This is a genomic window from Olsenella uli (assembly GCF_901212655.1).
GTDB lineage: Bacteria > Actinomycetota > Coriobacteriia > Coriobacteriales > Atopobiaceae > Parolsenella > Parolsenella uli_A.
The window spans coordinates 1-19,587 of sequence record NZ_CAAKON010000023.1 but is presented as its reverse complement, the minus strand read 5'-3'; the positions used below and the strand labels follow the sequence as shown (position 1 = coordinate 19,587).

General features: G+C 64.8%; 15 protein-coding genes. 2 read left to right on the top strand and 13 right to left on the bottom strand.

Going from position 1 to position 19,587, the window contains the following annotated elements; genetic code table 11:
• Window positions 1–36: 36 nt before the first annotated feature.
• Window positions 37–888: a ketose-bisphosphate aldolase gene (locus EFAMC2_RS04970; protein WP_154027702.1), complete on the top strand. Its 852-nt coding sequence runs from the start codon at window positions 37–39 to the stop codon at window positions 886–888.
• A gap of 271 nt (window positions 889–1,159) precedes the next feature.
• On the opposite strand, the gene EFAMC2_RS04965 is transcribed toward EFAMC2_RS04970, so the two are convergent.
• The 3 genes from EFAMC2_RS04965 to EFAMC2_RS04955 all read right to left on the bottom strand — a co-directional run bounded on the left by EFAMC2_RS04965 (window position 1,160) and on the right by EFAMC2_RS04955 (window position 4,793).
• Window positions 1,160–1,753: a hypothetical protein gene (locus EFAMC2_RS04965; protein WP_154027700.1), complete on the bottom strand. Its 594-nt coding sequence runs from the start codon at window positions 1,751–1,753 to the stop codon at window positions 1,160–1,162.
• A 168-nt stretch (window positions 1,754–1,921) separates the two neighbouring features.
• Window positions 1,922–3,253, bottom strand: coding sequence for a phosphoglucosamine mutase (gene glmM / locus EFAMC2_RS04960; RefSeq protein ID WP_154027698.1), 1,332 nt, complete (start codon window positions 3,251–3,253; stop codon window positions 1,922–1,924).
• A gap of 241 nt (window positions 3,254–3,494) precedes the next feature.
• A complete protein-coding gene (locus EFAMC2_RS04955; protein WP_222838523.1) occupies window positions 3,495–4,793 on the bottom strand; it encodes an aldo/keto reductase in 1,299 nt (432 codons plus the stop codon).
• A 216-nt stretch (window positions 4,794–5,009) separates the two neighbouring features.
• On the opposite strand from EFAMC2_RS04955, the gene dtd reads away from it, so the two are divergent.
• Entirely contained in the window at window positions 5,010–5,462 is a 453-nt protein-coding gene (gene dtd, locus EFAMC2_RS04950; RefSeq protein WP_154027696.1) for a D-aminoacyl-tRNA deacylase, read from the top strand.
• A 192-nt stretch (window positions 5,463–5,654) separates the two neighbouring features.
• On the opposite strand, the gene EFAMC2_RS04945 is transcribed toward dtd, so the two are convergent.
• The 10 genes from EFAMC2_RS04945 to EFAMC2_RS04900 form a co-directional block, all read right to left on the bottom strand.
• Window positions 5,655–8,945 (bottom strand): exo-alpha-sialidase, encoded by a 3,291-nt coding sequence (locus EFAMC2_RS04945; protein ID WP_154027694.1) that lies wholly within the window; start codon window positions 8,943–8,945, stop codon window positions 5,655–5,657.
• A gap of 414 nt (window positions 8,946–9,359) precedes the next feature.
• Window positions 9,360–11,207, bottom strand: a complete 1,848-nt coding sequence (gene ricT, locus EFAMC2_RS04940; protein ID WP_154027692.1) for a regulatory iron-sulfur-containing complex subunit RicT — start codon at window positions 11,205–11,207, stop codon at window positions 9,360–9,362.
• Entirely contained in the window at window positions 11,186–12,328 is a 1,143-nt protein-coding gene (locus EFAMC2_RS04935) for an ATP-binding protein (protein ID WP_154027690.1), read from the bottom strand. Before EFAMC2_RS04935 ends, ricT begins: the two co-directional genes overlap by 22 nt.
• A 44-nt stretch (window positions 12,329–12,372) precedes the next feature.
• Window positions 12,373–13,053 (bottom strand): dTMP kinase, encoded by a 681-nt coding sequence (gene tmk / locus EFAMC2_RS04930; RefSeq protein WP_154027688.1) that lies wholly within the window; start codon window positions 13,051–13,053, stop codon window positions 12,373–12,375.
• Between the two features lie 347 nt (window positions 13,054–13,400).
• A complete protein-coding gene (locus EFAMC2_RS04925) occupies window positions 13,401–14,066 on the bottom strand; it encodes a Spy0128 family protein (protein ID WP_154027686.1) in 666 nt (221 codons plus the stop codon).
• Between the two features lie 158 nt (window positions 14,067–14,224).
• Window positions 14,225–14,986, bottom strand: coding sequence for a class B sortase (locus tag EFAMC2_RS04920; RefSeq protein WP_154027684.1), 762 nt, complete (start codon window positions 14,984–14,986; stop codon window positions 14,225–14,227).
• 1 nt (window position 14,987) lies between these two features.
• Window positions 14,988–16,019 carry a DUF5979 domain-containing protein gene (locus EFAMC2_RS04915; RefSeq protein ID WP_154027682.1) on the bottom strand — a complete coding sequence of 344 codons (1,032 nt, stop codon included), beginning with the start codon at window positions 16,017–16,019 and terminating at the stop codon, window positions 14,988–14,990.
• 30 nt (window positions 16,020–16,049) lie between these two features.
• The gene (gene lepB / locus EFAMC2_RS04910; protein ID WP_261980117.1) at window positions 16,050–16,505 is read right to left on the bottom strand and encodes a signal peptidase I; all 456 of its coding nucleotides are present in this window, start codon (window positions 16,503–16,505) and stop codon (window positions 16,050–16,052) included.
• Between the two features lie 83 nt (window positions 16,506–16,588).
• Window positions 16,589–17,089 carry a hypothetical protein gene (locus tag EFAMC2_RS04905; RefSeq protein WP_187325157.1) on the bottom strand — a complete coding sequence of 167 codons (501 nt, stop codon included), beginning with the start codon at window positions 17,087–17,089 and terminating at the stop codon, window positions 16,589–16,591.
• On the bottom strand, window positions 17,073–19,184 hold the full coding sequence (locus EFAMC2_RS04900; protein WP_154027678.1) for a VWA domain-containing protein: 2,112 nt from the start codon (window positions 19,182–19,184) through the stop codon (window positions 17,073–17,075). The genes EFAMC2_RS04905 and EFAMC2_RS04900 overlap by 17 nt, the downstream gene beginning before the upstream one ends.
• Window positions 19,185–19,587 lie beyond the last annotated feature (403 nt).

Sequence of the window (19,587 nt, the reverse complement as noted above, 5' to 3'; positions counted from 1 at the left end):
GCATCCGGCCGGCCGTGCCGGCAGAGAGGAGTAACCATGCTCGTCACCACCAAGGAAATGATGCTCGAGGCCCAGAAGGGTCACTTCGCCATCGGCGCGTTCAACGTGGAGAACCTCGAGTTTGTCATGGCCGTGCTGGCTGCCGCCGAGGAGAAGAAGTCCCCGGTCATCATGCAGACCACGCCGGGCACCATCAAGTACGCGAGCCTCGAGTACTTCCACGCCATGGTTGCCGCCGCTGCCGCCCAGACCGACATCCCCGTGGCGCTGCACCTCGACCACGGCGACGGCTACGACCGCTGCATGCAAGCCTTCCGCGTGGGCTACACCTCCGTCATGATCGACGGCTCCCACGTGCCGTTCGAGGAGAACATCGCCGTAACCGCCCCGGTTGCCAAGGCTGGCCTGGCCATGGGCGTGCCCGTCGAGGCCGAGCTTGGCAAGGTGGGCGGCAAGGAGGACGACGGCCCCGACGCCGGCAAGGACAACCCCTTCACCGACCCGGACGAGGCTGTCGAGTTTGTAGATCGCACGGGCTGCACAAGCCTCGCGGTGGGCGTGGGCACGGCGCACGGCGTCTACAAGGGCATCCCGCACATCGAGCAGGGCATCCTCAGGGAGATTCGTTCCAAGCTTGATATCCCCCTGGTGCTGCACGGCACCTCGGGCGTGCCCGACGACCAGGTGGCCGAGGCCATTCAGAACGGCATCTGCAAGGTGAACTACGCCACCGAGCTGCGCCAGGTATTCACCAAGGGCTTCATGGAGTACATGGCCGAAAACCCCGGTTGCTTCGACCCGAAGAAGCCGGCCAAGGCGGGCATGGCGAACATCACAGAAATCGTGGGCTCACACATGGATAACCTCGGCTCCACGGGTCGCGCGTAGCTGACGGGTCCCAGCGGCCGGACGGGGTGCCCCTGCGGTCGAGGTCACTTTCGCTGTGCGGAAGTCCCTTAGCCCCTCCCCCGAGGCGCCCCGCCCGACCTGCGTTTATTCTGCAGAAGGCACGACCCGCGAATCCGCACGGGTTGGGCTTGTTGAATGAGGCCTGTTGCATGGAAAAGCCCCGGGGTGCCGGGGCTTTTCTGATTTCTGGGAGGCTGCAGGCTGCTGCAGCGAGCGCGACTGCCAATGGGCTGCAAGTGGGTGTTGGCCGTTAGGCGGATTCGCCGCCGGCGCGCTTGAGGTATTCGTTGGAGCGAGCCTTATCGCCCTTGTTCTCGTACTGGAGCGCAAGCAGGTAGCAGAGCCGCACCTGCTCCGCGGGAGATGCCTTGGGCAGGCGGCGCTCCATCTCGGTGATGTGAGACCACTTCTTGTCGAAGACGATGCCGAACTTCTGCCTGCAATCCTTGAGCAGCTCCTTGTCGCCGGCAGACTCAATGAGCTCGAGGATATGGGCGGCACGCTCGCGGTCGTCCTGGCCGGCGTAGAAGTCGAACGCGCGAGCCAGCAGGGCGAGGCGCTGCTGCGGCGTGCACCTCATGCGAAGCATGCCCTGGATAGCCTTGTCCTCCGCCTCGGCATCCATGATGAGCTCGAGCGCGCTTAGCCGCATGAACTCGCGGTTGTATGCCGGCAGCGCAAAGCGTGCGGTAGGGCTGTCGAGAATCTTGAGGCAGTGATCGAACTCGCCGGCCTGAAAGTAGCGCTCGAGTCTCGAGGTCAGGATGCCCCTCGTCGCCGCCTGAGCGGCGGTCCACACGAGCACCACCACAACCAGCGCTATGCCCAACGCCCTGAAATCCATCCTGCCTTCCCTCCACGGCAACGGCGCAGCCGAATCCGGCCACTCCCACGCGGCGCCTCGCCAAGTCCGTCCCAGCACGCGGGAGGTCACCGCAAGCGCCACCCCAACCACAGCATCGCGCCGGCGCAACATCTGCCACGCCGGCGCGCAAATCCCAATAACCAGCAGCTACAGGCTCTCGATAGCCTTCACGACCTCGTCCACGTACTGCTCGCAGATGGCAGGCGTGGCGGCCTCGACCATCACGCGCACCATCGGCTCGGTACCGCTGGCGCGAACGAGCGCGCGGCCCTCCCCCTCGAGCGCGCTCTCGACGTTGGCCACGGCGGCCTTCACGCGCTCGTCTGCCATAACGGCGTTCTTATCGGCTACGGTCACGTTCTTGAGCAGCTGAGGATAAATCTTGACAGGACGCGTGAGCTCGGAGAGCTTCTCGCGCTCGGCAACGAGGACCTCCATGAGACGAAGGCTCGTCATGATGCCGTCACCAGTCTTCTCGAGGTCGCCGAAGATGATGTGGCCGCTCTGCTCGCCGCCCAGGGTGAAGCCGTTCTCGCGCATGCAGGCGTAGACGAAGCGATCGCCCACGGCGGTCTTCTCGTAGTTGAGGCCGGCGGCGTCGAGCGCGCGGAACAGGCCGAGGTTGCTCATGACGGTGGGCACCACGGTCTGGCGCGCGAGGCGTCCGTGCTTGTTGAGGTAGGTGCCGCACACGTAGAGGATGAGGTCGCCGTTGACCACGTGGCCGCGCTCGTCCACCGCCAGGCAGCGATCGGCGTCACCGTCATAGGCAAAGCCCACGTCCAGGCCGTTCTTCACCACGAAGTCCTGCAGGCGCTCGATGTGGGTGGAGCCGCAGTCCACGTTGATGTTGAAGCCGTTGGGGGCGTTGTTGATGACGTGCGTCTCGGCGCCCAGGGCGTCAAAGACCGGACGGGCCACCGAGCTTGCCGAGCCATTGGCGCAGTCGAGGCCAACCTTGTAGCCCTGCAGCGAGAATCCGCAGCTGGAAATCAGGCGCGCGATGTAGCGGTTACGGCCCTCCATGTAGTCCACCGTGCAGCCGATGGCATCCTCGGTGGCCAGCGGCACCTCACTCTTGCCGTCGATGTAGTCCTCGACCAGCTCGAGGACCTCCTCGTCCATCTTGTAGCCCTCGTGGTTAACGAGCTTGATGCCATTGTCGGTATAGGGGTTGTGGCTCGCGGTGATCATGACGCCGCAATCGAACCCGCCGTCCACAACCTCGTAGCTCACGCCCGGCGTGGGGATGACATGCAACATGTAGGCGTCGGCACCGCTGGCCACGAGGCCGCTCACGAGCGCTGACTCGAACATGTAGCTGGAGCGACGCGTGTCCTTGCCGATAATAACGCGGGCCTTCTTGCCCTGGCGAACACCGTAGTACCAGCCCACGAAGCGGCCGATCTTGAAGGCATGGTCGACCGTAAGGCCCTCGTTGGCGCGGCCGCGGAAGCCGTCGGTGCCGAAGTACTTCATGTGCTTCTCCTTGGTTGGGCGGGCCCGCCCCGGGCGCCACCCGCGCAGGGGGGCGAGCCGGATGGGGCTCCGCATGTGGGCGACATCGGGTGCGAGGCCGCCGAGCTGCCAAAATGTCGGGACCACGTATGCGGCCCCGACAACGAGCAGCTTCAATTATGCATCCATCGATGTGGTTCATTCCACGAGTGCCGAGACGCTCCACCGAAAGCTTCCGGGGAGGGGCGAGGACGGCTCGGACCTACCCCTCCGCCGCCAGCGCGCGGTCGACCTCGACGAGCATGTCACGGACGAAGATATGCTGCGGGCAGGCCGTCTCGCACCTGCCGCACTTGATGCAATCCGCGGGTCCCGGCTGGCGCTTCACCATCTGGCGGTAGTACATCTGCTCGTGGCCAGCGCCCTGGCCGCGCTTGAACGCGTTGTACGCCGCGAAGTACGTGGGGATGTCGATGTGCTTGGGGCACCCGCGCGTGCAGTAGCGGCAGCTCGTGCAGGGAATTGCCTGCTCGGCTCGCATGGCGTGTGCGGCCCGCACGAAGGCGCCGCGCATGGCATCCGCAATGGGCTGGAAGTCTGCCATGAAGCGGGCGTTCTCGTCCAGCTGCTCGGGCGTGGACATGCCGGAGAGCACGCACATCACGTTGTCGAGCGACGCGGCATAGCGAATGGCCAGATCGGCGGGGGTGGCGTCCGGCGCCATGCGTAGCAGCTCGCGCGAAGCCGCAGCTGGCAGGTTTGCCAGCGTGCCACCCTTGATGGGCTCCATCACCACGACGGGCACGCCGTGCGCCACCGCCACGTCGTAGCACTTGCCGCTCTGGATGGTGGGGCTGCCCCAGTCTAGCCAGTTGATCTGGAGCTGTACGAAGTCCACCTCGGGGTGCTCGGTGAGAATCTGGTCGAGCAGGTCGGCCGTGTCGTGGAACGAGAAGCCCATGTGACGCACGCGGCCAGTGCGCTTCTGCTCGGCGATGAACTCGAAGGTATGGAGGCGCTTCGCCACCTCGTAGTTGTTCACGTTGACGTTGTGGGCGAGGTAGTAGTCCACGTAGTCCGTGCCAAGGCGGCACAGCTGCTCGTTGAAGGTTGCCGTTTGCTCGGCCTCGTCCGCGCCCCTCTCGCGCAGCTCGCTGAGCGGCATCTTGGTGGCCAGGGTGAAGGATTCGCGCGGATGGCGCGCCACGAGGGCCTCACCCACCGCGCGCTCGCTCATGTGCTCGTGGTACATCCACGCGGTGTCGAAGTAGTTGAAGCCGCGGCCGAGGAACTCGTCGATCATGCGCTCGAACTCTGGCATGTCAATCTTGGCGTGGTCGTCGCCGATGTGCGGCAGGCGCATGCAGCCAAAGCCGAGCTTCTTGGCAGGGCGAATGCTGACGTGCGGTTTTTCGGCAGCGCGGTCGGCGGCCTCGAGCGGCCCGGCGCCCTCGTGGGCTGCGGTGGTGACGGCCTCGCGCGGCGCAGCAAGGGCGTTCTGATGAACCGCGGCGGCAGCGCGGGCAGCGCCCTCGCGCGGCGTGGTATCGGTGGTGTTCACGTGCGTCCTCTCCTCGGGGCGTCCCCACACCCGGTATGGTTACGCTACCACGACAGCGAGAACATGGGCGCGCCTCAGGCGCGGGCGGCAACGCGGCCCCGCCGGCATGCCACGGCACGGCAGGGCGCCGCGAGAGGGGCGCGCGCCGCACCTACGGGCGTGCCCACGCAACATCCCAGGTAGGAGACGCGTCACACATAAAGCAAGGAGGAGCCGATGAGGGCATTGATTCAGCGCGTGAGCGAAGCGAGCGTTCGGGTGGACGGCGAGGAGGTCGGGCGTTGCGGGCGTGGGCTGCTCGTGCTGCTTGGCGTGGGCGAGGACGACGACGAGGCGGTGGCCGAGAAGCTCTGGCACAAGGCAAGCGGCCTGCGCATCTTTGACGACAACGCCGGCAAGACGAACCTCTCACTGGCCGACGTGGGTGGCGAGGTGCTCGTGGTGAGCCAGTTCACGCTCTACGCCAACTGCAGGAGGGGACGCCGGCCGTCGTTCACAGACGCCGCGGCGCCGGAGCTGGGACGCGCACTCTACGAGCACTTTTGCGAGCTGGTCCAGCGCGACCTGGGTGCGGACCGCGTTGGCCGCGGCATCTTCGGCGCCGACATGAAGGTGTCGCTCGTAAACGACGGACCCTTCACGATCTGGCTGGACACGGCGGAGCTGTAGGAGCCGAGGCGCAAAGGCGGCGCCGGGGCCGTCGATGGGTCACCCCCTATACGGCCGACATGGCGCCCACCCAAGGCAGCGAGCGGACTTCAAGATGACGGGCGGGCTTGCCCTGTGGCACAGCAAAGGCGGCCCGCCGGACATGCCGGCGGGCCGCCTCATTTCACAACGAGAATACCGCTTGCCGCCAGACTAACGGCGCAGCCTCCTCACCAACACACCACCAACGCAGAGCACCGCGCCGGCGACAAGGACTCCCGCGGCCATCCCGACGTTGAACGTATCGCTCGTCTGTGGAAGAGCCTTGGACTCAGTGCTTGCGTCAGAGCCGTCTGTCTTGCCGGAGTCGGCTTCGCCAGCTGTCTCCCCGTCGACATCGCCACCCGTGCCACCAGGCCGCTCGGTCGGATTGGTCGCCGGCGGATTTGGCTTCTCCGGATTGGTTTCCCCCGCGCCGGGCGTATCGGGGCTCGGCGTCGGGGACTCGTCCGCCGACACCGTCACCACATACGGCGTCCCACCGAGCACCACGGATGTCGTACCGGCAGCTACGCCAGTAAACGTGAGTTCGGTAAGGGCACCCTCCACCACTTTGCCCACATGCGATGACTTGCTCGACGCATCCACACTCGGGCGCAGCACATACCAGGAGCCACCACTATCCTGGGCCGCAACGAGGTAGCGCCCGGCCACCACGTCATCCAAGCTCGTCACGCGCTCATAGCCGGGAATCTCAGATTCAGGCACATCGGCGCTCGCACGGAACAGTGCCAGAGAACTGCCTGCCTCAAAACCGCCCGTTGTGGACACACGGTCCCACGTTCCATGGCTCGCGCTCGAAGCGTCCTTCCAGAAGAACAGGTAACGGCTGCCATCGTACAGGTAGAAGGTGCCCTCCTCGGCACCGGCGCTTATGGTCAGCGAGGTGACGCTACGAGAGAACGGAAAGCCGGATCCCGTACCCATCGGCGAGAGATAAATGGGGTCGCCGTCGACGGTCTTCGACAAGGCAACGAAACCACTTTCCGCATTTCCCTCGAAGTCATACTCGCAGAACGCGAGCGGGGCGGCAGCCTCTCCCGAAACAGCCCCGGGCTGGGATACGACGGAGAGCGAGGCCACGTCCTTGTCCAGGGAACTAGTGTCGGCACCCGTAAGATCACCGGCAACGGCGAGGGTCTTGCTCTCACCCACCTCAAGGTTCACGTACACGTTGGGGTCCGTCACCGTAACGCGATAGATGACATCACCCACGCGTACCTTCGTAGATCCAGCCGCCACGCCCGTGAACGTGAGTGCGGTGGTGTCGGTGGCGCCGGCAAGTACGTGAGCCACCTGCGAGCGCCTGGACGAGGCATCCGTCGTGGGCCAGAGCACATACCGCTCGCCATTGGCAGCTTCGAAGACGACCAGGTAAGAGCCGCCAGGGATCGAGTCGGTATTGGTCACGCTCACGTAGCCAGGCAACTCGGCGCTCGAGTCCTCGCCCTCCGCCACGGGGCGATAGAGCTCTACGGAGCTATTGGCCATCCACGTGGCGTTTCCCTTGAAGTCGTTCACGCGATCTAGCTGCAAGGAGCTGCGATCGAAGTAGACATAGCCGCCAGCCTTTCCGTCAACGCCAACGCCCCGCAGGTAGAACGCACCATCGAATGCCCCCGCCGAAACCGTAACATTCTCCTGTGTTGCCGCATTGGGATATCCGGCACTTGTCGAGACGGACGGGGAGAGCCAGACCGTAGAGCCGTCCTGGGCCTTGGCGCTTACGGCATAGGAGCCATCGAAATTCCTCGCAAACGTGTACAGGGCCGAGGCCAGCGGCTTGGTATCCCCCGTGTAACCCGAGGCGCCGCCCAGCTGGGCCTGCGCCTCGCCCTGCCCGCCCTTTGCGAGGGCAAGCGTGGCCACAGAAGTGTCGAGCCCGCTTATGTCGGCAGAGGTGTAATTGCCAGACGGGTCCGTAAGCGTGGTGCTCTTGCCAACATTGAGGGCAACGTCCTGCAGCTTCACATCCATGTCCGTCTCGTCGTTGACAATCTGGTCAAGCGGAATGGAGACGAACTTCTCCGTACCGTTCGTGTCCTCGTAGAGCACGGCAACCGACCCATCCGAGAGCTGGGCGAGCGTGGAATAGCTGTACGATGTGCCCCCTGGCACAACACGATAGGAATACTGCCAGGTCATGCTGCCATCGTCGTTGAGCAGGCCAACATAGAGGCGACCATCCGTGCGCGCATTCGTTCCCGAGGCAGCCGTCGAGACGATGACGGCATCGCGTCCATCAATCTTGCCGTTGTAGCGAATGGCCGAGAGCTGGTTGTTGTAGGTCTTCGTGAGTCCTGTGTCGTAGGCCTCACCCGGCACCCAGGCACCATTCTGGAGCGAAAAGTCCGTGTAGTAGAGAGTGCTGTAGCCGTCACGATAGAACTGGCGCACGGTCGTGTCGTCAATGGGCACCGTGACTGCCTCACTCGACCAATGGGCCGGGTACGTCGTGGTGTCGGCGGAGCGCTGCCACGTCTTGCCGCCATCGGAAGACCAGATAACGCTCGCGACCTGCCTGCCACTCGTATATTCGTAGACGCTGTACATGATGGTGCCATCGGCAAGCACCGAGCCGGTGCCCGGGCCAACGAGCAGGGTCTGCTCGTCAGCGCCCTTGGCGTTAATGAGCGTGGGGGCACCCCAAGTAGCACCTCCATCCTTCGAGGTCGTGAAGTAGAGGAAGTTCGTGGGGTAGGCCATGAACGGAGAGTCTCCGCAGAACAGGTTGGTGCTCACGGAGCCATCCGAGCTCGTGATGTTGAAGTGGTCGTCCACCGCATAGCCCTCGACCTGGCTGCCGTCGGCCGCGCGACGTATCACGTGGTCGGAAAGATCGAGGTAGTAGTCATAGGTTGCAGCTGCGGCCTTCTTAGCATAGTCGGCGTCATTCGTGTCGAAGGGCACGAGGCTTGCGTCGCGGAGCCTAAGATTGCCGTTGGTGTCAAAGGCATCGCCGGTCTGCGGGACCCAACGCGCGCTGTTAAGTGCGATGCCCGCGGGGAATAGGTCCACCACCATGTGGACTTCGGAGCCATCCGTGGCGAGGGCAGGGTCGATGAAGCAGGTGGAGAGGGCGTTCCAGGCATTGCCGTTGTCACCGAGGTAATTGGCGAATGTGTAGTTCCACGTTACGCCAGAATCCGTCGAACGGCTCACGATGGTGTCAAGGCCACCGCCGTCACCCGTCGTGTTCCAGCGAGCATCGGTGGCTGCGACCACCGTGCCGTCGCCGAGCGTCACCATAGCGGGGATGCGGAAGTTGGCACTCTCCCCCGTTCCCGCCGCAAAGGGCTGGCTCGCCGTTGTGCCGTCAGATGGCTTCTGCCCCGTCTGAGCCAGGGCGGGCGCGGCATGCGTTGCCACCGCCAGCCCAAGGGAGGCCACGAGGGCGCATGTCCTCATGAGCCAACCTCCCCTTCTTGCCTCGCGTTGTGCCATGGCATCCTCCTGTTTCTCGTGGGAGTGGCCGCGGTGGAGCCACGCACCGTGCGCAAGCGGCCCTGATCACGCCGATGGAAATTCGTTCCATATGTCATGGAATGGACTCCCACATTACGGGACGAGCCTGATATATATGTTTCTTGCGCTATGCAGCATGGTAAACGGCTGAGTTCGAGCCGCCAATGGCATGCGATTTACGGAATGATGCGCTCTGGCAGTCGCATATGTGCGACCGCCTCGAGCAGCGCGACCCCAGCGAGGAGCGCGGCCGGGGCCGTCGATGGGCCACCCCTTATACGGCCGATATGGCGCCCGCCCAAGGCAGCAAGCGGACTTCAAGATGACGAGCGGGCTTGGCCCCGTGGCACAGCAAAGGCGGCCCGACGGACATGCCGGCGAGCCGCCCTGCGGTTAGTCGTTGCTGGTGGCGGCGCCTTCTGAGCCGCCGCCGTCACCAGGGCGCCTGTGGCGGCGCCGGCGACGCTTCGGGGCCTCGTCACCCGATGGTGCGCTGCCCTGCTCGCCGGAAGGCGCGCCGGGCTCGCGCATGTGGCGCGGCCTGCCAGGCTGGGTGGGTCGCTGGCGCTGGCCTTCGCCGCGGGCCTCACGTTGCCCCTCGCCCTGGCGCTCGCGCGCACCCTCGCCGCGGCCCTCGCGCCGGTCGCCATCGCGGCCCTCGCGCGCAATCTCGCCCGGGGCGCCGCCCCTATCGCCTGGACGGCGACGGCGCCTGCGCGGACTCTCCTCGGCTTGCTCGCCCGCACCGGCGCGGCGCTCTCCGCGCTCCGTCTGCTGGCCAGCCCGCTCGCGCTCGGCCTGACGCTCGCCACGGCCCTCGCCGCCGCGACGCCTGCGCTGGCCGCCTTCCTGCTGGCCGCGGCCCTCGTGCTGCTGGTCGCGCGCCTCACGCGGCTGCCGCTGGCCGCTCTCGCCCGCGCCCTCCTCGCTGTGGTGACGACGACGGCGCGACCTGCGGCCCTCGCCCGGGGCGCTCACGTTGGCCTCGGCGCCCGACACGCCCGGCAGCAGCGCGGCCTGCTCCTCGGAGATTTCCACGGTCTTGCGACGGCGACGACGCTTGGTCTCGCCTTGCTCGCCCGATGCGGCAGCGTCCGCGCCACCCTCGCCGATGCGAACGCCGGCAAACCCGCCGCTGCGCTGGCCCGCCTTCTGTTGGCCGCCCTGCTGGCGCGAACCCTGGCCCTGGGCGGAGCCGGAGCCGTTGCCGCCCTTGTTGCCACCCTTGTTCCTGCGCTTGCGCCCACCGCGCTCCTCCACGAAGAGGTCGCTCGGCTCGTAGGTCTCCTGCGGGATGAGGCCGTTCTTGCGGTCAATCTCTTCGAGCGCCGCACGAATCTCGGGGCTCTGCAGCCGCTCGAGCGTGGAACGCAGCACCGTGTCCGGTCGGCACGCACAGCCCAGCTCCTCGCTCTTCTTGTGCGCGGCGGGACTTGCCTCCATCTCGGCCAGCGGCACGCGAATCTGCTTGCCGCTCTCGAGGCGCAGGCAGAGCTGCTCCTTGGGCGTGTCGTACTCGATGATCTTTGCCGTGCCCAGCGGCGTCTGGATCACGGCGTTCTTCTTGGGCGCGCGCTGCTTGAAGTCGCGGTACGCCTCGAACTCGTAGCGCAGGCAGCACATGAGACGGCCGCACGCGCCGCTGATCTTGTTGGAGTTGAGCGGAAGATCCTGCTCCTTGGCCATGCGGATAGAGACCGGCTCAAAGCCGCTGCCAAAGCGCGAGCAGCAGAGCTCCTGGCCGCAGTGCGCGAAGCCGCCCATGAGCGCGGCCTCCTCGCGCACGCCGATCTGACGCATGTCCACACGCTCGTGGAGCGTTCGGGAGAGGTCGCGCACGAGCTGGCGGAAGTCCACGCGCTCCTCGGCGGCGAAGTAGCAGACGCACTTCTCGCCGCCAAAGATGTACTCCACGCCCACGGGCTTCATGTCCAGGTCGCTCTCGGACACGAGCTTGCGGAAGGTGGGCAAGGCCGCCTCGCCCTTGCTCGCCAGGCGCTCGGCAAGCTCCAGGTCTGAGTCAGTGGCCACGCGAATGACGCGCTTGAGCGCCGCGCCGTCCGTGCGGCGATTGAGCTCGGCTTTGTCGACCTCCATGGGGTCTGTAGTGGCGAGGCCGATCTCCGTGCCGCGCTCCGTGGAACAGATGACGTGGTCGCCCTCTACGGCACCCGTCTCGGCCGGGTTAAACCAGAGCTCCCGCGTGGCGTAGGCAAACTTCACCGGGATGACGGTGGGCATAAAGCCTCCTTGCAAGTGCACAGCATGACCTCGAGGGCCAGCTGGGGGGATACGTTGTGCGCGATATCGTCTGCGGCGCGCGTGCAGGCCTCGAGCGCGCCGACCACCCCGGGCGTGGCGGCGCGGGCAGCGATGCGCTCGACAACCTCGGGCGCGTCCGCGTTCACGATGGGGGCATCGACGCCCTCAAGCCGCACGAGCACGTCTCTGAGCAGCGACTCAGCGGCAGCTAGAAGTTCTATCATACCCGAACGCTCTCGAGCGGTTAGCTCGCGCTTGTTCCGCTGCTCCACAAGCTTCATGGCCTTGGAGGAGAGGTAGTCGGCACCCTCTTGCGCGGCCTCCTCCTGTGCGGCCTTCACGTCGTCGAGCGGCGCCTTCGCGGCAACCACGAGGTCGCGGGCCGCACAGAGGACGTCCCAGGCGTCATCGCGCGCAAGCTCGTCGAGGGCGCGAACCATGAGGCGCCGAGCCTCGCGACGCCCCGGGCTCAGGAGGAAGTCGCAGGCGCGCTCGGGGGTGCCGGCAACGCTCAGGGCGATGCGAGCTGCAGGGTCCGTCTCTGGAATACCGCAGGCAGACGCCACGCGACGCGCGGCCGCGGCTGGGTTGACCACGCGAAACGGCACGCACTGGCAGCGCGAGACGATGGTGGGCAGCACCGTGTCCGCCGAGCGGGCCATGAGGATGAACACGACGCCCTCGGGCGGCTCCTCGATGGTCTTGAGCAGGGCATTTGCTGAGGTGTCGCGCAGGGATTCCACGCGTTCCAGGATGTAGACCTTGGCGTTGGCGCGCACGGGCGCGAGCTGGACGTCTGCGATGAGGTTGCGCACCTGGTCGATGATGTAGCCCGCCGCGCCCTCCGGGGCAATCCAGTGGACGTCCGGGTGGGAGCGGTGCGCCACGCGGATGCACTCGTCGCAGTTGTCGCAGCCACCGTTGGGGCAAACCACGCACTCGGCGAGTGCCTGGGCCGCCTCGGTTTGGCCCGAGCCGGGCGCACCAAGGAAGAGGTAGGCGTGGCTGAGGCGCCTCTCGCGAACGGCAGCGGCGAGGAAGGCACGCACGCGGTCCTGGCCGATGATGCGCGCGAGGGCCGGCGCCTCTGCAGCAGGCATCTCCGCGGCAGGCGTATTCCCCATCTCGGTGCTCGCATTCGCGCTCATCGCGCAACATCCAAAGTCAGAAAGCCTGCACGTGCGAGCTCGCCATCAATGCGCTGAGCCACCTCGGTGGCCGTGCCGGTGGCATCGATCACGCGCGCACGGCTCGGCTCCTCGCGCGCAAGCGCCAGATAGTCCTCGCGCACGCGCTGCTGGAAGGCAAGGCCCTCGGCCTCCATGCGGTCGAGGCCGTCCGCTGCCGCGCGGGCAAAGGCGTCCGCGGGGTCCATGTCCAGCACGAGCGTAAGGTCGGGGTTCACACCGCAACAGCCCAGCTTGTTCGCGCGGCGCACAAGTGCCTCGTCAAGCCCGCGCCCACCGGCCTGATAGGCATGGGTGGAATCGTAGAAGCGGTCGCAGACCACAACGGCCCCGCAAGCAAGCGCCGGCTCAATGACCTGCCGCACGAGCTGCGCGCGGCTAGCCTCGTAGAGCAGCAGCTCACACTCGTCTGCCATCTCCGTATTTGCCGGATCCAACACGAGGGCACGAATCTTCTCGGAGATGGGGGTGCCACCCGGCTCGCGCAGGGCAACAACCTCGTGGCCCCTGGCGCGCAGGCGCTCTACCAGCAGCAACGCCTGCGTAGACTTGCCCGCGCCGTCCGGACCCTCAAGGGTAATGAACACGCCCCGATCCGATGACGCGCTATTGGTGGTTGCCCCGCGCTCTTCTGCCATGCGATCCCCATTGCCTCCCGACACACATACGCTTTTATCGTACACGCATCCGGCGTGCGCTCCGCCGTCTGCCCCCATCCTACGGATCGCTTCCATCTCGAGGGCTCAACAATTGCCGGCCTTACCTACATGCCGTGGTCATTGCTGCTTTAGACGTGCGACTTCCGCACTTTCAAACGATCGGCTCGGGTCTCTTACCGAGTCTCTTCCGTGCCGGGTGTCCCCACACACTGGTAACGGCGCTAGAAAATGCCGGCCAGCAGATACCTGCCAGCCGGCTTTGAGGCCTTGAGTCAACTATTTCATGTGCAACTAAGCTCGCCACCAGCCAAGCGCTTGAGCCTCGGCTACTTGCCGCCCCTGCGGCGAGCCAGCACACCCGCAACGCCCGCGGCCACGCCGGCGCAGACCAGCACCGCCACCGCAACGTACGGCGTGGCATCGCCCGTCTGCGGCATGAACTTCGTCACGCCAGCAGGAGCGGCGTTCTCACCAGTAGGAGCGGCATTCTCACCAGCAGGAGCGTCGTACGTATTGGTGAACTCCGCGAGATCGGTCTTCTCGCCGCTGGCGTTCTCAATAAACACCTGCGTGTAGATGGCATCGTCCGACTCGTTCCACATGCAGTAGGCCGTCACGTCGTAGGTCTGGGTGTCGTACGTCCAGCCCTGGGCGTTGCCAGCCGCCTGCGTGATGGTGTAGTGGTGCTCGCCCACCTCATTGAACGAGAGCCCGAACGAGGCCTTGCCAGCGCCCGTCACGCTCACGCTGGCCTGCGCGGGCTTCACGGTCTCCCCCGCCGCCGGCGTCATGATTGCCGTAAAGGTCTCGTCGGCCTTGGGCGTGTCGCCCGTCACGTTGAACGCAACGGGCACCTCGGCCTTCACCGGCGCGTAGCCGCGCGCAAAGGCCACAACGGGACCAGCGGCCACAAGGCCGAAAGCCACAAGAACCGCCGCCGCAAACGCAACGAGTCTGCGGCGCATGCGTGATCCTAGGTTCGTTTCGTGCATGGTTAGTCCTCACGTATCATCCGCACCGGTACGCTTGCACGCCGGCTCGACTAGTTACCTGCCTGCCCAAGCCGCAGCGGGCCGGCAGCCGTTCCCGCAACGTGCCGCCCATCCGAGCCATCGCGAGCCGGGCAGCCCCCTCTCGCAACGTGCGTGAATCATGACTCGCCAGTCACCCGACACAGCAGCAGCGTTCGCGCATCCGCCCCAGCGGAGTTACACGTGGAGAGCGCAATCACGTGGTCGTCCGCGGAGAGCCCCTCGCCCCGCTTGTGGATGGCATGGTCGTTGATGTAGCTCACAAGCTCCGGCATGCGCGAGACGGCCGAACTCACCCCGTAGACCATGCCGTCATAGGCGTCGGCCTGCATCACGGCCATCACCTCAAGCGAGAGCGTCTTGTCCGGCAGCATCAGCGTGGCCGTTGAGTTGCCGTCAAAGAAGTTCAGGTCGAGGAACTTGTCCAGGTCGCCGAACATCTTTCCGTAGGCCATGTGGTGGCCCATGAGCATCTCGTACGGCCCGGGGAAGCTCCGGTCGTTCTCGGCCTCGAGGAAGATGCCCCCAGAAGCCGCGTACTCGCCCCTCGCATCCTTGGTGAGGTACTCGAAGTCGTCTTTGCCCTGAGCCACCGGGTAGTCGATGTTGGTGCCGTCGACGGTGATCCACGCGCAGACGTCCGGGTTGATGGCCATGAGCTCGGCGAAGCTGTTGGAATCGGTGGGCTTCGCGAGCTGGTCTCCGCCCTCGAGCACGCGCCAGGAGTCCCAGAGGCCGTAGCCCGAGATCGCCATGAGCAGCACAAGGACGAGGACAATGGCCCAGGTCACCACGCGATCGGCAACACGGGCCGCCCCCAGCGAGAGGCAGGGCGACCCATGCCGACCATAACTACCAAAGCTGTCGGCAGCTGGAGTCAAGCTAGAAGTCCTCGCCAGCGCGACGCTTGCGGCTGATCACGAGGGTGGCCACGCCGCCAGCGGCAACGACGCCCACACCCACGAACGGCAGGGTGTTCATCGTGATGCCGGTCTGGGGAGCGAAGCCCTTCTCGTTCTTGTAGGCCACGGCGTTGCCGTTCTTGGCGATGGTGCCAGTGGCAACGTGGCCGTCCTGGGAGGCGGCGCCGTTCACCGTATTGGTCTCGACGTAGTCGGTATCATCCTCGGTGACGGTATAGGTGGCGCCCACGGGGAGGTTGGCGACGGAGATGGACTCACCGTGCCTGAGGGTGAACTTGTAGTCGGTGCCAGCGGTGAGTGTAGTGGTCTCGCTACCCTTCGTCACGGTGTAGCCGCCCGTAGCGCCCTCGACCCTCAGCGTGTAGTTGAAGGTGTCAGCCGTGTTGGCGGCGGTGCCGGCAACGGTCTTGGAGACGGTCAGCGCGCCGTTGTCCTTGGCGGTGTTGTCGAAGGTGGCGGTGGTGACCTTCTTGCCGTCCTTCTGGGTGGTGAAAACGACACTCTGGACCTCGGTCTCGGTCAGCGAGCCCTCCTTCCACTGAACGTTCACGGCAACGTCGTAGAACTGGGTGCTGTAGTTGATGTTGGCGTTGGTGCCGGCAACCTCGTTCACGGCGAACTTGTAGACGCCGGGCTGCGTGAAGTCGTAGTCTCCGAGGAACTTGGTGGTAGCGGTCTTGGTGAGACCATCGCCCTTCAGGCCGGTAAGGGCCACGTTCTCGGTGTCGTCAGCGGCCACGGGCTTGCCGCCCTTCGAAACCGCGCCCTTGAAGGACGTGCCCTTGGCGTCGTAGCCGACGTACTTCACCGTGAAGTTGAAGGTCTCGTTCGCGCTGTACTGGGCCTCGGAAGCCACGGTCCAGTTCTTCGTGATGGTCGGCTGCATAGTGTCGCTGATCTGAGCAGCGAACGCAGGCGTGGCGGTCAGCATCATGCCGGCCATGGCGACCACGGCAGCGCCGCGGCCAAGGATGGTCTTGTTGATCTTCATAGTGCGTTCCTTCCTATTCGTGAACAATGCTCATATCCCTCGGAGCCTGAGGAGGGCGATGACCTTCCCCTCGACCCCGCTGATACCAACGGGTCCCACCGCGCGCGAGTCGACCGCCGACGCTCGGTTGTCGCCAAGCACGAAGTACTCGCCGTCACCGAGCGTGAGCGGGTAGGTGGGCCCGCTCTCGACCGGCTCCGTCTTGCCCCCAGCCTTGGAGGGCTGGGTTGCGCCGTTCACCTTGAACTCGCCGTCATCGGTTACCTCGACGGTGTCTCCAGGCTGGGCAACGACGCGCCCCACGAGTTGCTGTCCGGATGTGCTGCGATAGACGACCAGGTCGTTTGCCACAAGGTTGCGGTCCGTCCGGGAAGTGAGGGCAACGTCTCCGTCGCCCGAGGTTGGCGTCATTCCGTCGCTCCGCACGATCACCAGGCCAAAGACCCAGGCAAAGAGCACGCAGGCAACCGTGAAGGCAACGAACAGCTTGGCCGCCGCCCCTCGGCCCGTTCTCCAGGCCTCGCAGCGCTCGGAACGCCGCCTGATGACGGCGGCCTCCGGAGCTGCGGCTAGCGCCTCAGAAAACGACTCCCCCGTTGCGCCGACTCCTGCTGGTGATGCGCCTTGCCGGGGAATCCCTGGCTCGGCGACCCCTGCAGGTAGGGGTTCGGCTGCTCCGGCACCTCGCGCAGCGGCTGCTGCGGAACCTCCCGGGACTGCCGTTCCGAGACCCCAGGCACCGGCTGAAAGGCGGACGGTTGCGTTTGGGTCTGGGGCTGGCGAGGCGCCTGCTGCGTGGCCCGCCTGGGCACCGGCGACTCCGGCGGTGACACCGGCATGCCCCTGGCCTGGGCGAGGAGCGCCTCGTAGCGGACTTGCTGCTCGCGGTAGAGCTGCCGATACATCTCGTCCAGCCTGCTTACCACGTGCCACACCTGCCGCTCGTCCACTCCCCACAGGCGCTTGCGCCATATGAGCCGCTCGAGCTTGTCCGCTATGAGCTGGAGCGAAACCGGCTCCTGCGCGGACGGCTCGTTCGAGGGCTGACGTGGCTTACTCCTTCCACGCATCGTGCTTGCCAAACGAGTCGTGCGAGCGCCTCAGGGCAAAGGCGGCGAGGGCCGCGATGCCGGCGACGGAGGTGGCCAGCAGGCCCACGAGCGGCCCGTTGTTGGTGATGACGCCAGTGGCGGGCTTGAGCTCGGAGGTGTTGGTGAAGGTGACAGACTTGGTGTCTCCGACGGTGACGGTGACGGAGGCGGAGTCTCCATTGATGGTCTGCTCCGTGGCCGCTCCGTCATCGAGCTGGGTCGTGACCTTGGTCGTGGTCTTGTCGAGCCCGTTCTCGGAGACCGTGTACTCGCCCTTGGGCAGGCCCTTGAGGTCGAGGGTCTGGCCGTGCTTCAGCGTGAAGGATGCGGTGCCCTCGGCGAACGTCACCTTATTGCCGTTGCCGTCGGTGCCGTAGTCACCGGAAAGCGAGCTGTCATCCTTCTTGGTGATGGTGAAGGAGTACTCCTTGCTCGTGTTGGCAGCGTTGCCATCGACCTTCTTGGTGACGGAGAGGTCCGCCGCGGCGAGGGTGTTGGTCACCTTAACGGTACCGGCCTGGGCGGTGGTGCCAACGAGCCTGAACGCATCGGCAGAAACCGTCTTGCCGTTGACGGCATACTCATACGAGGCGTCGTAGTCGGCGACCTTGGACTCTTCGGCGGCATACACGTGACCCGTAGGTCCAGCGGGAACCGTCACCTTCGCGGCCCAGCCATTATTGGCGTTCAGCGTAATGGGGTCGCCATACTTCTTGCCGTCCTGCCTGAGCTGGATGGTCACAGCGTCGGCACCGGCTTGGCCGTCTGCCCAGACCTTGCTGACGGTGATGGTGGAAACAGGAAGGGTAACAGTGGGCTTGTTGTAGAAGTCCTGCTCCGTATCGCTGTAGGTCTTGTTGCCGTTGACGTCAAGGACCGTCTGGTAGCTGACCGTCGCGTTCTTGTTGTCGTTCGTATAGAAGTTGTTGGCGTCTTTGTTTTCGACATCCTTGTAGCCGTTGGCGGCCTCGTCGTAGGCCTTCTGAGTCGGCTTTACCGTGAAGCTGACCGTGTAGGTAACGCCGGCCTCAAGCTGAGCGTTCTTGGAGGCAACGTCCCACGTCACAATGCCGTCATTGGAGACGTTAGCCCGAGGCGCGTCCTCCCATGCTGTGGTTGTGCCATTCTGAGTCTTCGTGTAGGTGAAGTCGGAGGGCTTGCCGTCGGCGGAAGCCGACCCAACGAACCAATCGGAGAGCTTGTCCGTAACCGTCACATTCGCGTAGGTAACGAACTTATTTATCTCCTCAGTGATCTTCTGGAATTCCTTCTTCAGCCCATCCTCATCGGCGGCGTGGAAATACGTGCCGCCCGTCTGGCTGGCAAATTGACCCATCTCTGGGACTTCGTCGATTCCAATGGAGAACAGGGTTGCGTCTCCGCGCCTTTTGGCTTCTTGGACAGCAGCATTGAAGTTCCTGCCGTTGGGGTCGCTGTGGCCCGTACCGTAGACACCGTATCCGCCATTCCAGCCGTCCTCGCCCCGGTATGCACCCATAGCGGAATCGCGGAACGTCGGGTTGCCATCAGACAGGAAGACGATGTACTTCTTGGCACCTGTTCGACCGCTCGACGCGCTATTTGCAGCCTTAAGGGCTGCCTCCCAGTTCGTACCACCACCGGCGTTGAACCTATTTACCGTTCTCGCGATCGCATCAGCGTTGCTTGTAAAGTCGCTCGCCCTTCCCGCTTTTGTCGAGAAGGAAATGACTGACATCTGCGTCTGCTGGCTTTCGGGCAGCTGAGCATTAGCGGAAGTCAGCAGGTTCTGAGCCATAGCAATAACGGCTCTATTTACTACCTCGAGACGAGTGCCGCTGCTTCCTTGATCCGTCTCGCTCATAGACCCAGAGACGTCCACCACCACGACAACGTCAAGCGGCGTGGTCTTGGTCTCGGCCGATTGCTTGGAGTCGCCTGTCACGTCAAGTGAAATCGTGTAGGTGCCATCGCCGTTCGGCGTTACGGTTTTCGTGTGCGTCGGCGCGTCAAGCGTCGGGTCGCCGTCCGCGGCCAAAGCCGGAACCATACCTGCAGACAGCACGATTCCAAAGATCATGGCGGCGATGGCCATGCAGGTTGCTACGAGACGGCTAGCCCCCCCCCCCCGCCTTGGAATGCACGCCGGAGCGGGGGGCTCCTGCCGTATGTACGAGCTTCTTCATTTCCGGCTCCGATCCTCGCTACGCGAAACCCTTGGTTGTCTTCGGGCCAACGCACCCGGCCCCTTCATCGAGACCATCTCGAAAAACTTCGATGGCCCCTTCCCTACCAATGAGTACAGGTGGAGCCATGCCAGCGGCTGGTTTGAGTGGATTAACCAGTCGCACAGTAGGCGTCCTACCTTGAATCTAAGGAATCTGTGGAATCTGCTATTTATGCGATTGTAGCGATCGTCAAGCCATTTGAGACCAAGATTTCCGTGACCGGCATCTCTGTTGAGATGAGCCTTGATTATCAACTTTATCCGAACACCT

Coding starts and splice junctions, on each gene's coding strand:
- EFAMC2_RS04970 (WP_154027702.1), top strand. CDS start 37: ATGCTCGTCACCACCAAGGAAATGATGCTCGAGGCCCAGAAGGGTCAC.
- EFAMC2_RS04965 (WP_154027700.1), bottom strand. CDS start 1,753: ATGGATTTCAGGGCGTTGGGCATAGCGCTGGTTGTGGTGGTGCTCGTG.
- glmM (WP_154027698.1), bottom strand. CDS start 3,253: ATGAAGTACTTCGGCACCGACGGCTTCCGCGGCCGCGCCAACGAGGGC.
- dtd (WP_154027696.1), top strand. CDS start 5,010: ATGAGGGCATTGATTCAGCGCGTGAGCGAAGCGAGCGTTCGGGTGGAC.
- EFAMC2_RS04945 (WP_154027694.1), bottom strand. CDS start 8,945: ATGGCACAACGCGAGGCAAGAAGGGGAGGTTGGCTCATGAGGACATGC.
- ricT (WP_154027692.1), bottom strand. CDS start 11,207: ATGCCCACCGTCATCCCGGTGAAGTTTGCCTACGCCACGCGGGAGCTC.
- EFAMC2_RS04935 (WP_154027690.1), bottom strand. CDS start 12,328: ATGCCTGCTGCAGAGGCGCCGGCCCTCGCGCGCATCATCGGCCAGGAC.
- tmk (WP_154027688.1), bottom strand. CDS start 13,053: ATGGCAGAAGAGCGCGGGGCAACCACCAATAGCGCGTCATCGGATCGG.
- EFAMC2_RS04925 (WP_154027686.1), bottom strand. CDS start 14,066: ATGCACGAAACGAACCTAGGATCACGCATGCGCCGCAGACTCGTTGCG.
- EFAMC2_RS04915 (WP_154027682.1), bottom strand. CDS start 16,019: ATGAAGATCAACAAGACCATCCTTGGCCGCGGCGCTGCCGTGGTCGCC.
- EFAMC2_RS04905 (WP_187325157.1), bottom strand. CDS start 17,089: ATGCGTGGAAGGAGTAAGCCACGTCAGCCCTCGAACGAGCCGTCCGCG.
- EFAMC2_RS04900 (WP_154027678.1), bottom strand. CDS start 19,184: ATGGCCATCGCCGCCATGATCTTTGGAATCGTGCTGTCTGCAGGTATG.